The organism is Jiulongibacter sp. NS-SX5, assembly GCF_052828545.1.
In genome coordinates this window covers 225,575-242,934 of the sequence record NZ_CM128248.1, presented here as the reverse complement: position 1 = coordinate 242,934, position 17,360 = coordinate 225,575, and the positions used below count along the sequence as shown (strand labels likewise).

15 protein-coding genes are annotated in these 17,360 nt (G+C 38.8%); 5 read left to right on the top strand and 10 right to left on the bottom strand.

Annotation, left to right across the window (positions count from 1 at the left end; translation table 11 throughout):
• Positions 1-12: 12 nt before the first annotated feature.
• Positions 13-318: an autorepressor SdpR family transcription factor gene (locus tag ACUXV0_RS00980; RefSeq protein WP_446191187.1), complete on the bottom strand. Its 306-nt coding sequence runs from the start codon at positions 316-318 to the stop codon at positions 13-15.
• 229 nt (positions 319-547) lie between these two features.
• On the opposite strand from ACUXV0_RS00980, the gene thrA reads away from it, so the two are divergent.
• On the top strand, positions 548-3,004 hold the full coding sequence (gene thrA / locus ACUXV0_RS00975; RefSeq protein WP_446191186.1) for a bifunctional aspartate kinase/homoserine dehydrogenase I: 2,457 nt from the start codon (positions 548-550) through the stop codon (positions 3,002-3,004).
• A 21-nt stretch (positions 3,005-3,025) separates the two neighbouring features.
• Complete coding sequence (locus ACUXV0_RS00970; RefSeq protein ID WP_446191185.1) at positions 3,026-3,958, top strand: homoserine kinase; 933 nt, start codon at positions 3,026-3,028, stop codon at positions 3,956-3,958.
• Here the strand turns inward: ACUXV0_RS00970 and ACUXV0_RS00965 are convergent.
• From ACUXV0_RS00965 to ACUXV0_RS00930, 8 genes are all read right to left on the bottom strand, one after another.
• Positions 3,955-4,545 (bottom strand): phosphatase PAP2 family protein, encoded by a 591-nt coding sequence (locus ACUXV0_RS00965; RefSeq protein WP_446191184.1) that lies wholly within the window; start codon positions 4,543-4,545, stop codon positions 3,955-3,957. The two genes, ACUXV0_RS00970 and ACUXV0_RS00965, sit on opposite strands and share 4 nt — an antisense overlap.
• Positions 4,529-5,413 carry a 4-hydroxy-tetrahydrodipicolinate synthase gene (gene dapA / locus ACUXV0_RS00960; protein ID WP_446191183.1) on the bottom strand — a complete coding sequence of 295 codons (885 nt, stop codon included), beginning with the start codon at positions 5,411-5,413 and terminating at the stop codon, positions 4,529-4,531. Before dapA ends, ACUXV0_RS00965 begins: the two co-directional genes overlap by 17 nt.
• Positions 5,414-5,519: 106 nt before the next feature.
• The gene (locus ACUXV0_RS00955) at positions 5,520-8,504 is read right to left on the bottom strand and encodes a reprolysin-like metallopeptidase (protein ID WP_446191182.1); all 2,985 of its coding nucleotides are present in this window, start codon (positions 8,502-8,504) and stop codon (positions 5,520-5,522) included.
• Between the two features lie 66 nt (positions 8,505-8,570).
• Positions 8,571-10,631: an NAD-dependent DNA ligase LigA gene (gene ligA, locus ACUXV0_RS00950; protein WP_446191181.1), complete on the bottom strand. Its 2,061-nt coding sequence runs from the start codon at positions 10,629-10,631 to the stop codon at positions 8,571-8,573.
• Between the two features lie 136 nt (positions 10,632-10,767).
• Positions 10,768-11,874, bottom strand: coding sequence for a M43 family zinc metalloprotease (locus ACUXV0_RS00945; RefSeq protein WP_446191180.1), 1,107 nt, complete (start codon positions 11,872-11,874; stop codon positions 10,768-10,770).
• Positions 11,871-12,989 (bottom strand): hypothetical protein, encoded by a 1,119-nt coding sequence (locus ACUXV0_RS00940; RefSeq protein ID WP_446191179.1) that lies wholly within the window; start codon positions 12,987-12,989, stop codon positions 11,871-11,873. The genes ACUXV0_RS00945 and ACUXV0_RS00940 overlap by 4 nt, the downstream gene beginning before the upstream one ends.
• 93 nt (positions 12,990-13,082) lie before the next feature.
• Complete coding sequence (locus ACUXV0_RS00935) at positions 13,083-13,457, bottom strand: LytTR family transcriptional regulator DNA-binding domain-containing protein (protein ID WP_446191178.1); 375 nt, start codon at positions 13,455-13,457, stop codon at positions 13,083-13,085.
• A gap of 66 nt (positions 13,458-13,523) precedes the next feature.
• Positions 13,524-13,868, bottom strand: coding sequence for a LytR/AlgR family response regulator transcription factor (locus ACUXV0_RS00930; RefSeq protein ID WP_446191177.1), 345 nt, complete (start codon positions 13,866-13,868; stop codon positions 13,524-13,526).
• 386 nt (positions 13,869-14,254) lie between these two features.
• Here ACUXV0_RS00930 and rpe point away from each other — a divergent pair, with 386 nt between their 5' ends.
• Positions 14,255-14,902 carry a ribulose-phosphate 3-epimerase gene (gene rpe, locus ACUXV0_RS00925; RefSeq protein WP_446191176.1) on the top strand — a complete coding sequence of 216 codons (648 nt, stop codon included), beginning with the start codon at positions 14,255-14,257 and terminating at the stop codon, positions 14,900-14,902.
• 22 nt (positions 14,903-14,924) lie between these two features.
• Here rpe and ruvC read toward each other — a convergent pair whose 3' ends face one another.
• Entirely contained in the window at positions 14,925-15,491 is a 567-nt protein-coding gene (ruvC, locus tag ACUXV0_RS00920; RefSeq protein ID WP_446191175.1) for a crossover junction endodeoxyribonuclease RuvC, read from the bottom strand.
• A gap of 128 nt (positions 15,492-15,619) precedes the next feature.
• On the opposite strand from ruvC, the gene ACUXV0_RS00915 reads away from it, so the two are divergent.
• Positions 15,620-16,696: a glycosyltransferase gene (locus ACUXV0_RS00915; protein WP_446191174.1), complete on the top strand. Its 1,077-nt coding sequence runs from the start codon at positions 15,620-15,622 to the stop codon at positions 16,694-16,696.
• Positions 16,693-17,304, top strand: a complete 612-nt coding sequence (locus tag ACUXV0_RS00910; protein ID WP_446191173.1) for a polysaccharide deacetylase family protein — start codon at positions 16,693-16,695, stop codon at positions 17,302-17,304. Before ACUXV0_RS00915 ends, ACUXV0_RS00910 begins: the two co-directional genes overlap by 4 nt.
• Positions 17,305-17,360: the final 56 nt, after the last annotated feature.

Sequence of the window (17,360 nt, the reverse complement as noted above, 5' to 3'; positions counted from 1 at the left end):
TGATCGGTCGCATTAAGAAACCCCTAATCTAATTTTAGGCTTTCTCAGATGCACCCTTTCTTCAGGCTTGAACTGTACAAACCATCTAAAAACTTCTTCTAATGATCTGGCCTGAAGCGAATAGTAAATAAACTGCCCCTTCTTTGTGGCTTTAATCAGATTAGCTTGCTTGAGTAAATCGAGATGATGAGAGATACTTGGTTTAGAGATGTTAAACTCATTGGCAATATCACCAGCTGACTTTTCACCCTGCTTTAAAAGCTCCATAATTGAGCGTCGGGTATCATCATTCAAGGCTTTGAATGTAGTAGTTATCATTTTAGGAAAGCTTATTAATTAGTTCAACAAATATCGAATTAGTAATTGAAATAAGCAAATCGACGAAAATAGCCCTTAGCTAAGGGTCTAAATACCCGTAATTAAGCCCAATAAATTCAGAGCAGATAACCTTTATCCCTATATTTGCAGCCGTTTGCTTTTCGGGGCTAATCAGGACAAACAGTTTAAGGAATAAATCCTGAGCCCATACATACTCAAATCTTTAGAAATGAAGGTCTTAAAATTTGGCGGCACATCCGTCGGAACGGTAGAAAGTATCAATCAGGTGATTGATATCATCCAGAAAAATGTAGCTGAAGGCCTGCAAATGGCTGTCGTGTTTTCTGCAATGGGTGGTGTCACCAATCGATTTATTGAAATCGGAAAAATGGCTGCCAAAGGTGATACAGAGTATACAGAACACCTTCTTTCTGTAGAGGAAAGACACTTTAACGCCGTTAGAAACCTCACTGGCGTAAAACAACAGAGTGCCTTGATTGCTCAGATAAAAGTAATTTTCAATGAGATTGAAGACCTTTTAAGAGGTATCTCATTGATCAAAGATATTTCGCCAAGAACCATGGACTTACTCCTGAGTTTTGGTGAGCGACTATCCACTACCATGATTTCTTTCACCCTCAATGAAAGAGGAACTAAAGCCACTTTTGTTGATGCCAGAGAAATCATAAGAACGGACAGTAATTTTAATAATGCCAATGTAGATTTTGAAGTTACCGACGCCAATATTCAAAAAATGGCGAATGAGAACGAAGGCGTACTGTGCGTAACGGGATTTGTGGCCACCGATGAATTCGGAGTGACCACTACGCTTGGTCGTGGTGGTTCAGACTACACGGCATCTATCATTGGTGCAGCTCTGAATGCTGAGACTATAGAAATATGGACAGATGTTAATGGCATGATGACTTCTGACCCAAGAAAGGTTAAGAAGGCATTTACGATTCCTGAGATCTCTTATGCTGAGGCAATGGAATTATCGCATTTTGGAGCAAAGGTAATTTACCCGCCTTCATTAACTCCTGCGTTTCAAAAGCAGATTCCGGTAAAGGTGCTGAATACATTCAATGCTGAGCATCCTGGTACTACCGTTTCTTCTCATAGTGGTAGCACGGCTTACTCTATCACAGGTATTTCTTCAATTGATGATATCTGTCTGGTAAACCTGCAGGGTAATGGTATGATTGGGGTGGCAGGGGTTTCTGCCAAACTGTTCAATCTTCTGGCAGCCAATCATATTTCTGTCATTTTAATCTCACAAGCTTCCTCAGAGCATTCGATTTGTTTTGCTATCAACCCTTCTGATGCAGAAAAGGTAAAGGAGATCATAGAAGAAGGATTTGCTGTTGAAATTGAGTCTGGTGATATTGACAAGGTAGTAGTTCAAGAGCAATTATCTATTCTAGCCGTAGTCGGTGAAGGTATGAAGTCCAGCTCTGGTACCTCCGGTAAGCTTTTCTCTGTTCTAGGCAGAAATGGTATCAACGTAGTGGCGATAGCCCAAGGCTCTTCTGAGCTAAATATTTCGATTGTCATTAGCAAAAAAGACATCACCAAGGCTTTAACGGCCATTCATGAGCGATTCTTTGAGGTCGACGGATTCACACTCAATGTATTTATTGTAGGCCCAACTGGACTGATTGGAAAGACTTTATTGAGTCAAATCAATAAACAATCACCATACCTGAAGGCTCATAACAATCTAAACATCAAAATTGCTGGTCTGGTGAACAGCAAAAATATGCTTATCAATGAAGAGGGCATAGAGCTGGGTGCGTGGAGAGAGGAGCTTGAGAAAGGTGAAAAGGCTAATCTGAGTGAGTTTATAGCTGATGTTAAAGAATTGAATATGGCGAACTCTGTCTTTATTGACAGTACTGCCAATAAGGATATTGTACAGCACTATAAGAGTATTCTTGAGAGCAATATTTCAATAATTACTCCGAATAAAGTAGCCAATAGTAGTACACAGGAAGCATATGATAAGCTGAAGGAAACCGCTAAACGTCATAACGTTCAATTCTTGTACGAAACGAACGTAGGTGCAGGTTTACCAATTATCAACACCTTACAAGGCCTGATTAATAGTGGTGATGAAATTCATCAAATAGAGGCCGTATTATCTGGAACTTTGGCTTATATCTTTAATAATTTTGAAGCTGGTCAAAACTTTGTGGATGTGGTGAAAGAAGCTAAAGCACAAGGCTTTACAGAACCAGACCCAAGAGAAGATTTGAGTGGCATGGATGTAGCCAGAAAAATCTTAATTCTAGCCCGTGAAACAGGCCTGAAACTAGAACCAGAAGAGGTAACAATTACACCATTGCTAAATGATGCCAGTGTGAATGCCACTTCAGTTGAAGATTTCTATGAGGAGCTTCAGAAAGACAACGGCAGATTTGAACAAATGATAACGGACGCCAAAGAAAAAGGTGAAGTACTGCGTTACATCGCTCGATTAAAAGATGGAAAAGCATCTATTGGCCTTACAGCCATTGGAAAGTCTCATCCATTCTATAATCTTGCCGGTTCTGAAAACATCATTTCATTTACTACGGAACGTTATAAAACGAATCCTTTGGTAGTTAAAGGACCAGGAGCCGGTGCTGAAGTAACCGCGATGGGCGTTTTTGCTGATATTATCAGCTTGAGTTCAATGTTAAAATAAGCAATCTCAAAATCTAACATCTTGGCTGATAGCATTAAAATATTCGCCCCTGCCACAGTAGCCAATGTCGCTTGTGGTTTTGACATCTTCGGTTTGGCAGTTGACAATCCCGGCGATGAAGTAGTGCTTAGCAAAAGAGAGGATGATCAAATCATCATCCAAGAGATTACAGGAGACGAAGGTAAACTAACCAAAGATCCGGAAAAAAACACAGTAACTGTACCGGTGTTGAGGTATTTAGAAAAGTTAGGTATCAAACAGGGTTTTGATGTCAGGCTTCATAAAAAGATGCCTCTAGGAAGTGGCCTTGGCAGTAGTTCAGCCAGTTCTGTAGCTGGAGTCTTTGCCGCCAACAAGCTTTTGGGTAATCCAATGGAAACCAAGGATTTGTTACCATTCAGTATGGAAGGCGAACGAGTAGCCTGTGGTGCCGCTCATGCGGATAATGTAGCCCCTGCCCTACTGGGTGGATTTGTGATTATCCGTAGTTATGATCCTCTGGATTTTGTTCAAATCAAAACTCCTTCTGAGCTTTACGTATCTATTGTACATCCTGATATTGAGGTCAATACCAAAGATGCTCGAATCATTTTACGTCAGGAAGCCATCCTCAAAAAGATTATCGCTCAGACAGGAAATGTTGCCGGCTTGGTAGTTGGTCTAATGACTGATAATTACCCACTAATTGGTCGTTCCATGACTGATTATTTAATAGAACCAAACCGTTCTATTTTGATTCCCTATTTCAATGAGGTGAAACAAACCGCCTTGAACCATGGAGCTTTAGGTGCTAGCATCTCGGGTGCCGGACCTTCTATTTTTGCGTTTAGCAAAGGCAAAGAAACTGCAGAGAAAGTAGGAGTAGAAATGAAGAAAGTATTTGCCAAAGGAGGTATTGAAACGAACCTTTTTGTTTCTGGCATCAATCAAAACGGCCCAAGAATCCTGGACTAATTCTTATTAATCCATTTCATTAATTGATTGGTCACAATTACCGAACCAGCCCCTATAACTGCACCTACCAAAGCATCTGAAGGATAATGTTCTCCAGAACGTACACGAGCATATGCAACAGCACTGGCATATGTGTAAGCAGGAACAGCTACATACCATTTTGGATAAGCAGATGTCAACGTAGTGGCTGCTGTGAACGCCACAGCTGCACTTCCTGATGGCATTGAATATCCATCTTTCGTCTGAACAGGACTGATTTCATTTAAGGTATGAAACGGTCTTTCCCTTTTTATTCCATTTTTCATCAAATAGCCAACACCGTAGGTCCCTAAGACAGCAATAGAACCATTTAAACCTTCCTTTTTTAAATCAGAGTTTTTAGAGATTAAGCCAGCAGTTAATAATGTTAGTGGTGTGGCTACTGCCACATAATCTGCAGATTGACTAAGACCCAAATTAAACTGATCCCATTTTGTATCTCTGCTTTGATTGATCTTAATGACTGTATTGGCATCAAAACCTTGAGAGAAAGAATTCAGTGCCAGGCAACAAAGACAAGTAATTAATAGATTACATAAAGCCCTCATCCTTCATGGCTTTTTTTAGTAGATCTTCTAGACCCGAAGAGGCTTCCATCAGAGGCAAACGTAAGCGAGAATGACTCAGACCTCTGATTTCACAAACTTTTTTAATACCTACAGGATTAGACTCTCTGTAAAGTAAGTCATCAAAAATCAAGAATCTTCGTTGAAGAGCTGCCGCCTTTTCAAAATCTCCGTTTAAAGCAGCCCATGTTAGATCATGAAAAGCTTTTGGGAATCCATTGGCGATCACAGAAATCACTCCTTGATAGCCTACAGAAATAAGAGGTGTCACGAGGTTATCATCTCCTGACAGTAATACAAAGTCTTTAGGCAGAACATTGGTCAATTCCATTGCCTTTTCTAATGAACTGGTAGCGTCCTTCAGAGCAATGATGTTCTCGTGCTTCGCCAAGGTGACAATGGAGTCTACTGAAAGTGAGGCCACCGTTCTTCCTGGAACGTCGTATAATATAACCGGAACTGGTGAAGCATCGGCAATTGCCTCAAAATGTGCTATCAGACCCGTCTGTGGAGGCTTATTATAGTATGGGCAAACACTTAAAATAGCATCTACCCCTTCAAAATCAGTATTCTTGATGTGCTCAATGACAGCAGCAGTATTATTCCCGCCAGCTCCGTAAACAATCGGCAATCCTTTAGGATTATTTGCTTTTACAAAAGCTAAAAGTTCCGCTTTCTCAGCTGCGGTAGTAGTAGCAGACTCACCGGTAGTACCATTTACCACTAGATAATCACAACCTTCATTTGAAACATATTCAATCAGAGATTTCAAGCTATTGAAATCAATTGAAAGATCTTCATGAAACGGTGTAATTAAAGCGGCTCCTACTCCTTTTAGTTTTGTACTCATTAGATTTCCTTAGTCATTGAAAACAGGCTGCAAAATACGTGAAAATATTGCACTATATGAAGTACATAGAGCATAAATGACTGAGCAAATTACGGCTACAAATCTCTTAGTTACATCCTCCTATCTGGGCTCTAAAAACTGTGTTTTCAGCCAAAAAACCTGGATTAAGTTCTACTTTCATTCCCGCGTCATATGTTACATCTCCACCAGTAATTTCATTTGTGGCCTCGATCAGCCCCGGGGCATTAGAATTGCTGGTTTGAAAAGTTTGTGTTCCTGAAGAAATATCGTCTGAGGTGGAAGAGAGAGTAAGCTGGTTTTGGCAGGGAGTGTTAGATTGAATAGTTATTGGCTTATAATTATTACTTAATTGGCCACAAATTGAAGAATTACTGAGTCCAGTCTGAAAATCTGTAAATGAAGTACCTATATAACTTGACAAATCAGAGCCACCAGGATACGAGTAATTATATACTCTATAGCTACCCGGAGGAAAAGTAGTAAGGTTAGGACTTCCTTGAAACGCTTGAATACTATTACTACTCATGTTTGCAACAAGGAAAGTTATCGCAAAAGAGGAAGATGGACTTGGTATTTCTGAATATACTGTCCCCCCGGAAATCGAAATATTAAAAGTGCCGAAGGAACCAGAGTTGAATCCATTAACCTTCAAAAAGTACTTTTGACCAGCGGTCAACGAATAGCTTAGAGAACTATTAGAATATACAAAAGCACCGTCATAGGTACCAGAGGATAATAGCCAGTTACCGCATGGATTAGTATTATCATATGAATCAGCGTATAGAGTCATATGAATCGAACTCAAACTACCACTTGATGTGAAAGTATAATTTGCTGAGCTTCCGGCTACAAAAGATAGTATTTCATATTCAGGAGAATTGCCAAAATAACCACAGGAATTACCACTGGTTTGATTCACCACGGTTAGATTAGTCTGGGGATCACTAGCATCAATAGTTCCATTTAAAGAGTTAATTACTTCTCCATTAACACCTAAGCTAAACGCCAAACTTGATGAACCCTCTGTTTCTGTCAAATTATTTGTTTCGGCTAAAGTTGATTCTTCAGCCGAACAGCTGCCATCAGATATTGTTATATTCGAATTATTGATGTCAAAGAAGATATTTCCAACAGACTCAATTTTGATTCTAACTTGAGAGGACGCTGTAGCAGGAACTGTGATTGATTGACTTCCATCATTCGGTGTATTGGCAACCAATGAAGTGAAATTAGCTCCATTATCATAGCTAATAAGAATGTTCACATTTGAACAATTCACAGGAGCCTGATCGGTGTTATTTACACTCCAGGTAATCGTTTTGGTTTCTCCCGGAAACCAAAGCGTAGAACCGTTTTGAGAGGTAATTTCAAATGGACCCGAGTCTGCTACTGTTATTTTTACATCATCCGTATTATAAGCTCCTCCTCCGCTTTGATTATCTCTTACAACTAAACGAAAGTCTATTTCTCGAGCTACAGCAGACAAAGCTTCACCTTCATTATTGGGTGGACTGTTTTCATTATTCAGAATATACTCAAGAGAAGGAAAAACTCTTTCACCCGTATTATTCTGCAGAGTTCTGAAAAGTGGAGCTGTAGTACTGTTGATGGCATTATAGCCTCCTACACCATTTATTGTCCCAAGTGCTCCCTGATCATTTGTCACTGGTTGATCATATTGATCCCAAGTGTATGTCAAACTAGCTGAAGGATCAGGATCCGTTCCTGAACCGTTCAACATAAATGGAGTACTTTTTGGTATCGTAAAGTCTGGCCTTGCATTTGCTGTAGGCACATTATTTGAACTCGCAACAGGAGTGATACAGGCTCCTGCAGATCCATTCATCGAGGTTGTTATTTGATATAAACTTCTTGCATGAAAGTAATCTACCTTTCCGCCGGTTAAATTATACTCCGAACCACAGATACCATTATACGACATGATTGTATTTCCACTTCCCGGCTCATAAGCAGCTGTGGCATCAAATTGTCCTGTACCAGGAGCACAATTATTACCGCTACCGTTAAACGTATGCCAAGCACTGAATTGATGGCCCATTTCATGGATAATAATACCAGTTACAAATGCGGCAGAGGCACCTCCGGCGGTTCCTTCAGAATATTGAGTCCATGCTCTTGACTTTTGAGAATCAATACAAGGTGTTGGACCTGCCTGTCCAGAGGCACTTATCGAACCTCCACTCAGTCCGGCATCATGATAATGAAAAGTGTGCCCTATGTCATAATTGGCATAAGGCATATAAGAAGGATCATTTAAAGTATTAGAAAATACATTTTGTGATTGAGTTGCACTTGAACCGCCAGTAGGGTTAAAAGGATCTGAACCAGCGTTCGTAAAAATGATATTATCATTCCCAGCAGCTAAGGTAAAAGTGGTTGATAACTCCAATTCATACCTGGCATTAATCAAAGTTAGGAAATCGTTAATTTTAGCATTTGCCCCGGCTATTGTCCCTCCGTTTTGCTGGGTAAATTCTCCTGTACAAGCAATAGCGATTCGGTAGTTTCTTAGACTGCTCCCAGAACTATTTTGAATGGCCTTTACTCTGCCGCCTCTTTCGTCATGAGAATCATGTTTTTCATTAAAACCACATTCAAAATCCCCTTTAACACCCCTTTTATCAAACAGGTAATATTTTTTATCATCGAACTTTTCGATGTAATAAAAAACTCCATCTTCAATAATTACAGCTGTTATTCCATTTGGAGTTATACTTAGCTTAATAGTGGCATCTCCATTCTCACTTTGACCAGAATACGACTTAAATTCAGGGTGTTCTTTGCTGTATTCTTTTGATAATACCGGAGTTTCTATCACTCTGTAAAGAGCCTGTTCGCCATTTGAGTTTACGAATGAAAGTGCTGTTCCAACTGATCTGATATCAGGTCTTGATTGATCAGAATAGGCTACGACTGTTGAGCTGAGCGATGATTTCAGCGAGCCTTCATTCACTGTAATTTCTTTTCTTTCGGAGAGCTCATTTAACTGTCCCCAAACTGTGTAATTAAAAAGTATTGAGGACAAAATGAACAAGAAAATTCTTTTCATGGTAATTTCAATAGGCTATCAAATTAAATAAAGTCTTTTACTTTACCTTAAATATTTATCTAGCGGCTAGCCTACCAATGCCTCAAACTCCTCCTCTGAAATCATCTGAACACCAAGCTTTTCTGCCTTCGCCAATTTAGATGGGCCGGCAGATTCTCCTACAATGAGATAACTCAATTTTTTGGATAAACTCTTCACAAACTTCCCTCCATTAGCAGCAATTTTCTGCTCCAGCTCTTCCCTGCTGTAATTCTTAAAGGTACCTGTGTAGAGCAATGTCAAGCCTTCAAGGGCATTACCCTCAACTTCCTTTACAGTATTCTGAGACTCGAGTTGTAAGCCCGCCAAAGAAAGTTTTTCGAGAAGTCTTAGGTTATCTTCATCTTTGAAGAATTCAATAATGCTTTGAGCAACTTTCTCACCCACATCTGGCACCTCAATTAACTCATCGAATGAAGCAGCTTTGAGTTTCTCCAAACTCCCAAAATAGTCTGCTAGTTTTTCGCCTGTTGTTTGACCTACAAATCGAATTCCCAAACCAAATAAGACTTTTGCAAAAGACTGTGATTTTGAAGCTTCTATCCCTTTTAATATATTTTCTACCGTCTTTTCTTTGAAAGACACTTTCCTTGACTTACCCGTAAGTTCATCAATATGGACTTTCTCAAGACCCAATAGATGATCAAATGTTAAGCTATATAGGTCTCCGGCATCATGTATTAACTGGTTTTCTATCAACAACTCAATCTTCCCTTCTCCGAGACTATCAATATCCAGTGCCTTACGCTGAATAAAGTGTTCTATTCTTCCTTTAATCTGAGGCGGACAACCCTTTTCATTCGGGCATAACCAAGCCGCTTCGCCTTCATTTCTTATTAAAGCAGTATTACATGCCGGGCAATTGGAAATAAACTTAACCGGCTCTCTAAAAATCTCCTCTGAAAATTTAGAATCATCTACTTTAGTTATTTTGGGAATGATTTCTCCAGCCTTCTCCACAAACACATAATCTCCCTTAGCCAGTCCCAAACGTTCTATTTCATCAGCATTATGTAGTGTGGCTCTTCGTACTGTAGTCATGGAAAGCACTACGGGTTCCAGTTCAGCTACAGGAGTAACAGCACCTGTACGCCCGACCTGATAGGTAACATCAAGCAGTTTGGTTGATTTTGACTCCGCTTTGTATTTATAAGCTATAGCCCATCTGGGACTTTTTGCAGTATAACCGAGTTCTTCCCTTTGGGCGTAATCATTCACTTTGATCACTATACCGTCGGTGGCACAAGGTAAATCATGTCTTTTATCAGACCATTCATTGATATACTCAATGGCCTCCTGAATCGTCGCCACTTTTCTCCAAGAATCTGAGACGTTATAACCAGCAGACTTTAAAGCAATTAGACTTTCTTCATGAGTTTTAAAATCATCATTATCGCTAAGATACTGATAGACATAACAATCAAGATCTCTGGAAGCTACCACAGATGAATCCTGCATTTTAAATGTACCTGCAGCTGAGTTTCTAGGATTAGCGAGAGGTTCCTTACCATCGGCCACCAGATCTTCATTAATTCTTTCAAAAACTTTATTAGGCATAAAGCCCTCACCACGAATCTCAAAAGATTCTCCCAAACCAAGTTCCTGTGCTTTTGTTGGAGTTTTTAAGGGAAGACTTTTTAATGTTTTAACATTGGCGGTGATATCATCCCCTTGTGTTCCATCGCCTCTGGTAACGGCTCTTCTCAAATACCCATCTTCATAGGTCATTGAAAGAGATATACCGTCAAATTTAATTTCACAGATATATTCATATGGTCTATCTGCCAATACTTTCTGAATTCGTTCATCCCAGTCTAACAGCTCCTGCTCATTATAGGTATTTGACAGCGAAAGCATAGGGTATTTATGAACAACCGTTGGGAACTCCTTAGTAATGGTACCTCCCACACGATGCGTAGGTGAATCTTCTCGCTTGAGTTCAGGAAACTGACTTTCTAGCTGCTCCAGTTCTTGAAGTAAAGCATCAAATTCTTGATCAGAAATTTCAGAAATAGCATTTTGATAATATTGCTCGTTATAATGATTTAGTTTATCAGTGAGCTTATTGATGCGTTCGGCAGGGGTCATATCCAATAGTTTTGTCAAAACTATTGAGAGCTACTATTATTTGCAAAAACTCAGTAAAATAAAGAAGCTGCCTCTGATTAAATTCTGAGACAGCCCATTTTTTTTATACTTAAACTCTAATTCAACAATTTACCCATTAATCACAGTAAGTATTAGACTTTACCCGAACTTTTCCTGATGAGGGATAAAGGTGAGTACCCGTTCCTAAACGGACTTCTTTAGATTGAATATAGACTTCGGCATTGCCGCTAACATTCAATCCTGTATTCGAAAAAGTAGTGATATGGAGTTCATCTCTTGCACTAAGAACATGTTCTCCTGTACTATAATTTAAAGTTGAATTACTGAAAGGTGGCATATATACGATATCCTGATTAACAAGAGGAGTTAAACTGGCATTGGTAATTAGAAAACTTCTCATTCTGGCTCCCTGACCATTAGTAAATATGGTTCTGCAAGCTCTGTTTCCATATCCCATGATGTTGTTGGTAGCAGGGCTAAATAAAACCCCGCAATTGTCAAATCCCCCTCCTGTATAATTACAAGAAGGATCTTGACTTCCATTGTCATCAGCAGGGGTATCACAAAGTACATCACCATTGGTAGTACAGTTATAACAAGCATTGCCAGAGTCTCTGGTAACATTTTCAAAATTCGTTTCACCCCAATTCTCAAAAGTATGATACAAACCAAAACAATGGCCTGCTTCATGTGCAAGAGTAGAAGTATTAGTTAAACTTGCAATATTGTTCCCCACCATACTCAAGTAAGTATTAGGGATTGCATAGGCTGTACCGTTTAATGTTCCAATTGTACCATTCGATCGAGTAAACTCTAAAACATCGTGAATAAAGATATTCAAACAATTGTCTACCAAATAAGGGTTGAGCTCACTTTCCTCACTTGTCCTATTATGGTCGTTTAAATCAGAATTATCAACCTGTTTGATTCCAATGAGCATAAAACAAATACTTTGAGCATCATACTGATTTACCATATTCTGAAATTGCCTTAAAATATCTTCGTCTGATGCAGCCCTGTTACTTCCATCGTCATTAGCGAAAACAGTAACAAAAACACGTACACAATACGGAGTATTTATTGCCATTATTGTATTAATACTATCCTGTGTGTGTTTGTCAAAAATGATTGGAGCCTCACCGGGATAAGTATCACACTCTTCCTGGCCGTAAGCTGAAGTAATTCCTAAAATCAAAACACAAAGAGCGAATAACTTTTTCATCTTTTTGAAGTTTCTTTGCGTGATTTCAATTCATTTATTTCTTTTTGCTGCTGTATGGTATAAAGGGTGAGTTCCTCTATTTTAGACATCATTGCAGTCATCAACTCAGCTACTTTTGCACCGTTTTGCTGAATATCCTTTGCGGAAGGAATATTAGCCAAATGCCCTTCTTTATCAATAAATTCCTCGACTTCTTCTAGCGTTGCTAATTGATAATCTGGTAGGAAAACGTAGTCTGCCCAGCCAGTTTCTACTATGACCTCTTCAGCTCTTAAAACTCCTTTGACGTCTAATTTATTATCGGGACTGGTAGTTCCTATACCGACATTACCATTAGATTTAACATAGAATAAAGGGCTACCTACTGAGCTAGAAGCCCCCAAATACTCCAACCTGAAATAATCATTATCTGCTGAGGAAAAATCAGTATCACTCTGAAGAATCCATCTTCTATCGTTCTCAACAGAGCCAAAGTTTATTCTTGCTTCTCCATCGGTAGCATTATTAATTAAATTTAAATGTGGGCTGCTGTCAGATCCATCATGACTGACATGCATACGACCAGTCGGTGAAGTTGCATTTACGCCCACATGACCGTCGCCCCTAATAGTCAGAATATCTCCATAATCAGAGTTATAAAAATTTAATCTATCATCAGACGCAGTAGCTCCATTAGATAATGCGGCGACATCCCAAAATCTTGGGCTTCTATGATAGGTGGATGTGGAGATAGGATAACCTGAACTCGTGGACCAGGAATTCCGAAATCGAAGTCTGGCGTAATCATTAGCATCATATTCATCCAGAATTAATTGTGGCCCATTTTCGCCTGTGTCATTTTCTAAATTTGAATTATGCCTGATCGTGAGCTTTCCATCATTATAAAAGACTGGACTTGTAAGCAGTAATGGGAAAAACGCTGTCCCAATCCCAATATTATATGTAGAACTTGATGAAGAGTTAAGGAAATTAAGATTATACGCTGAGGGACCTATTCCAAAACTCTTATCGTTAGAAGTTATTCTCAGAGGGGAAAACCCATTGGCCGGAAGAGTTTCAATTTGAGCATTTGCTAAGAATGGTAAAAAAACTAATAACCATTGAAATCTTTTCATCTTATTTAATTTTTTAATTAATCATGATTTTAGTTTCAATTTAATCTGTCCATTTATTTAGAAATGAGGGTTTTTATCCAATGGCAAAATGTTCTATTTTATGGAAATATTCAGCCCTTCGTTATGAATATAATCTATCAAAGCTTTACCCTTTCTCCTTGATAAAGGGAGACGTCTTTGAGAAATCATGACGGCATAGAGTTTGCCATCTTTTTGCTCTATTCTTTGCAATCTTTGCAGATTTAACAAAAGACCTTTTCTGGCCACAAAGAAATGACCTTCATCTAGTAGGTAATCAGTAAATTTTCGAAGAGTGAATGAGCTTAGAATTTGTTTCCCATTCTTATTGATAATGATGCTGTAGTTTCCATCCCCTTCGATATAGGAGATTTCTTCAGCTGAAAGGAAACTCTTGCCATAATTCATTTTAAGGCAGAATTTCCCTTCACCATTGGTGAAAGTTTTCATGGAGTAGGTGGTGTTAAAGTAAATGGCTATTGAAATGTTTGGCAGCTTTACTGCCGAAAGGTCTGTCTACGCAAATACTCGCATCATTTCGGAGGTTCGTCTTCTACTGACCTTAAACTTCTCTCCATTTTTTAGAATAACATAAACCCCTTCTGATGTACTATCAATCCCTCTGACAAAATGCTTATTTACCATCAGGCCTTTTCTTGGAACCACAAAAGTATCTGTTTCCTCCAGCTGCTCACGGTAATGCTTAAGTGTAAAAGCTGTCAAGAACTGCTTGTCTTCTGCTAAATGAATTTTAGTATAGTTGCCAAACTCACTTTTTAGGTAATGGATGTGTTCATACGCCACTCGTCTTTTACCATAATCAAATGTGAAGGTTCTGGCTGTTGATGTAGAAGTTTTCATGGCTATAAGGTTTAATGTTTGTCAAAGTTCACAACTTATATTTTTACTTTTTAGAGCATAAATTCGGTGTTTTCATGGCTATAATTACTTAAACACCTATTGAACCCTGCTTTTAATGCAGAACTCATAACAAACATATAAAGGGATAATACGCCAAACCGGCGAATTGTGTGGTTGGTATGTTTTTCTGTGTAAATGGAGAATTTTATATCTTTTTTAGAAATACAGCCTTTCGGAAATATTGAAAGAAGCTGTTTCCACATAATTTATTTGGAAGACATTATTTAAAAAGAATAGAGATTTGTAGAACTGGAAAGAAATGAGATGTTCATAATGCTACTCTAAAGCCTGATTATTTCTAGTTTTGCAAAAAATAACGAAAATACATGCCTTTAATCTCCCCTTCCCTTTTAGCATCTGACTTTGCCAACCTCCAACGAGACATTGAAATGGTTAATGACTCTTCTGCAGACTGGTTCCATATAGATGTTATGGATGGGGTATTTGTACCCAACATTTCTTTCGGAATGCCCGTAATAGCCGCGATTGCAAAGCACGCTAAAAAGCCTCTGGATGTGCATTTAATGATTGTTCAGCCCGAAAGGTACATTGAAGAATTTGCCAAATTAGGAGCTGAGATCATAACAGTACATTATGAAGCCAGCACCCATATGCACCGCACTTTGGCTCAAATAAAAGAGGCCGGCTGTAAGGCTGGTGTTGTTCTTAACCCATCCACACCGGTATCTGTGCTTGAAGATATTCTTTGTGAATGTCATATGGTGTTATTAATGTCTGTTAACCCTGGATATGGCGGGCAGAAATTTATTCCACAAACTATCAGGAAGGTAGAAAAGCTAAAAGCAATGATTACTGAGCAAAATCTAGACACACTTATTGAAATAGATGGCGGTGTCAATGACAAAACCGGGAAGCAATTGGTAGATGCTGGTGCCGATGTATTGGTAGCCGGTAGCTATGTTTTTGGAGCAAAAGACCCTAAAGAAACTATTAAAGGCCTAAAGAGCCTGTAGAAAGAGCTTCTGAGTCGAACTCTTAACCTTTGACTCTGTCTTTGTTTTCACTTACAAAGGCCGCCCAACCTTTTTTGGAGCTATTGTTCCCTGTCAATGCTTTGGTTTTACCATGCATATAATGGCATACAGCTACTCCTAAGGCGTCTGTGGCATCGTTAAATTTACCATCTAGGGTTTGATTAAAGAGCCTTTCCAGCATGAAGGCTACTTGCTCCTTGCTGGCATTTCCATTACCTGTGACACTTTGTTTGACTTTTTTGGGCAAATATTCTACAATCGGAACCTCTCTAGCCAAGGCTGCCGCCATAGCAACTCCTTGTGCCCTACCCAGTTTCAGCATAGACTGCACGTTTTTAGCATAAAACGGAGCCTCAATTGCCATTTCATCAGGCAGAAACTCTTCAATTATTCCACTGATCCTCTCATAGATTCTTTTCAATTTTAGTTCATGAGAACTCAGTTTTTCGAGACGAAGAACACCATACTGAATAATCCTCAACTGATTTCCGGTTACACCTATTAATCCATATCCCATAATTCTGGTACCAGGATCTATGCCAAGGATAATTTTTTCGGTCTTTGTCATGAATCATAAAGGTAATGCTTTTTAAAAAGAGACATCACGGGCATATTCTTTAAATTTGACAAACCAATAGTTAGCCATTGTACACCGCTACATTCATATTACTTTCAGTTTACGCCTTTTTCTGCTTCGTGCTAGTTCTGGTTTGGCTATTTTGGCGACAGCCCAAGACGGCTACTTCGATAGGTAAGCGAAGAAAACTAAGTGTTATCATTCCTGTAAGAAATGAAGAAAATAATATAGGTTCTCTCCTCCTTGACCTGAACCAACAAAGTATTGACAACCATGATTTTGAGGTTATTATTGCCGATGATGATAGTGATGATCAGACGGTTGATATGATTGAAGAATTAAGAGAAAAATTGAAATTTAAGCTTACTGTCAATCGCTTACCTCCTCGCCCACAAAACCTTTCTCCTAAAAAAAGGGCGATTACAGAATCCATGAAGCTAACAGGTGGAGAAATTATAGTTTGTACAGATGGCGATTGCAGAGTAAAAAAAGACTGGCTTAAGAGCATTTCAGACTATTTTGAGAAAGAAAATCCTGTTTTTTTGAGCAGTCCGGTATTTTTCCTGGATCCTGAATCAAAAGACTCTCTTTTCAGTAAACTTTGGGTCAGACTACAGCAAATTGAATTTGCAAGCCTTATTGTTTCAGGTGCTGTTTCTATGAAAATGCGAGTACCAAATATGTGTAGCGGTGCCAATATTGCCTATTTAAAATCTGCCTTTCATAAAGTGAATGGTTTTGAAGGGAATGAGCATATCGCAAGCGGAGATGACGAATTTCTAATGCACAAGATGGCATCACATTTTAAAGATCGGGTTCATTATCTTAAAAGCTTTCACGCTTTGGTAGAAACCGGTGCTTTAGGCAACTTGAAAAGCTTTTACCATCAACGAAAACGCTGGGCTGGCAAATGGTCTCATTATAAGTCTTTGTCACCAAAATTGATGGCTCTTTTCATTTTTCTATCTAATGCTGCATTGATTTATGCTTTTGTAGTTTCAGATTGGAGATTAATTGTGCTTAAACTCTTTCCGGAGTTTCTGTTTCTATTGGTTGCACTCTCATTTTTCAAGTCTTTCAGAAGTATTATCCTAGTTCCATTTTTACAAATTATTTACCCGTTCTATGTCGTTCTATTTGGTTTGAGCTCTTTTGATAAAAAGAGTTACTCCTGGAAAAACAGAAAACTAAAATGACACCTTTCAGAACACCCAAAGTATTACAGTGGCTCTACCCTACTCTTCAATGGCAAAAAGGTCGAAAAGTCTATCTAACATTTGATGATGGGCCTGTTCCCGAGGTTACAGAGTTTGTCTTAGAAACACTTGCTAAGTTTGATATTAAGGCTACTTTCTTCTGTATAGGAGACAATGTCAAAAAACATCCGGAAGTATTTCAAAAAGTTCTCCAAGCAGGCCATAGCATTGGAAATCATACGATGCACCATTTGTACGGCTGGCAGACGAAAACACAAGATTACCTTGAGGACATAGCAAAATGTGAAGAACAGTTAAAGCCACATCTACAGAGCAAAAAACTCTTCAGACCTCCTTATGGACGAATAAAGCGAGCAGCAATAAAGAAGTTAAAAGAAGAATACGAAATCATTATGTGGACCACCTTGAGTCAGGACTATGATCAGCGTATAAGTCCAACGAAATGTCTCAAGGAAACGATAAAGGCAACAAAGCCCGGCTCCATCGTTGTTTTTCATGACAGCCAAAAGGCTTTCAAAAATCTTCAATATGTGTTACCTCGTTATTTGGAGGAATTGAAAGGTCAGTTTGAATTTGATAAACTATAATTTATCAATCTAAAAATCATATTATTTCTCCTTTTTGTTAAATTTGAGTTACTCAA

Coding starts and splice junctions, on each gene's coding strand:
- ACUXV0_RS00930 (WP_446191177.1), bottom strand. CDS start 13,868: ATGAAAACTTCTACATCAACAGCCAGAACCTTCACATTTGATTATGGT.
- ACUXV0_RS00980 (WP_446191187.1), bottom strand. CDS start 318: ATGATAACTACTACATTCAAAGCCTTGAATGATGATACCCGACGCTCA.
- ACUXV0_RS00945 (WP_446191180.1), bottom strand. CDS start 11,874: ATGAAAAAGTTATTCGCTCTTTGTGTTTTGATTTTAGGAATTACTTCA.
- thrA (WP_446191186.1), top strand. CDS start 548: ATGAAGGTCTTAAAATTTGGCGGCACATCCGTCGGAACGGTAGAAAGT.
- ACUXV0_RS00955 (WP_446191182.1), bottom strand. CDS start 8,504: ATGAAAAGAATTTTCTTGTTCATTTTGTCCTCAATACTTTTTAATTAC.
- ACUXV0_RS00965 (WP_446191184.1), bottom strand. CDS start 4,545: ATGAGGGCTTTATGTAATCTATTAATTACTTGTCTTTGTTGCCTGGCA.
- ACUXV0_RS00910 (WP_446191173.1), top strand. CDS start 16,693: ATGACACCTTTCAGAACACCCAAAGTATTACAGTGGCTCTACCCTACT.
- ruvC (WP_446191175.1), bottom strand. CDS start 15,491: ATGACAAAGACCGAAAAAATTATCCTTGGCATAGATCCTGGTACCAGA.
- ligA (WP_446191181.1), bottom strand. CDS start 10,631: ATGACCCCTGCCGAACGCATCAATAAGCTCACTGATAAACTAAATCAT.
- dapA (WP_446191183.1), bottom strand. CDS start 5,413: ATGAGTACAAAACTAAAAGGAGTAGGAGCCGCTTTAATTACACCGTTT.
- rpe (WP_446191176.1), top strand. CDS start 14,255: ATGCCTTTAATCTCCCCTTCCCTTTTAGCATCTGACTTTGCCAACCTC.
- ACUXV0_RS00940 (WP_446191179.1), bottom strand. CDS start 12,989: ATGAAAAGATTTCAATGGTTATTAGTTTTTTTACCATTCTTAGCAAAT.
- ACUXV0_RS00935 (WP_446191178.1), bottom strand. CDS start 13,457: ATGAAAACTTTCACCAATGGTGAAGGGAAATTCTGCCTTAAAATGAAT.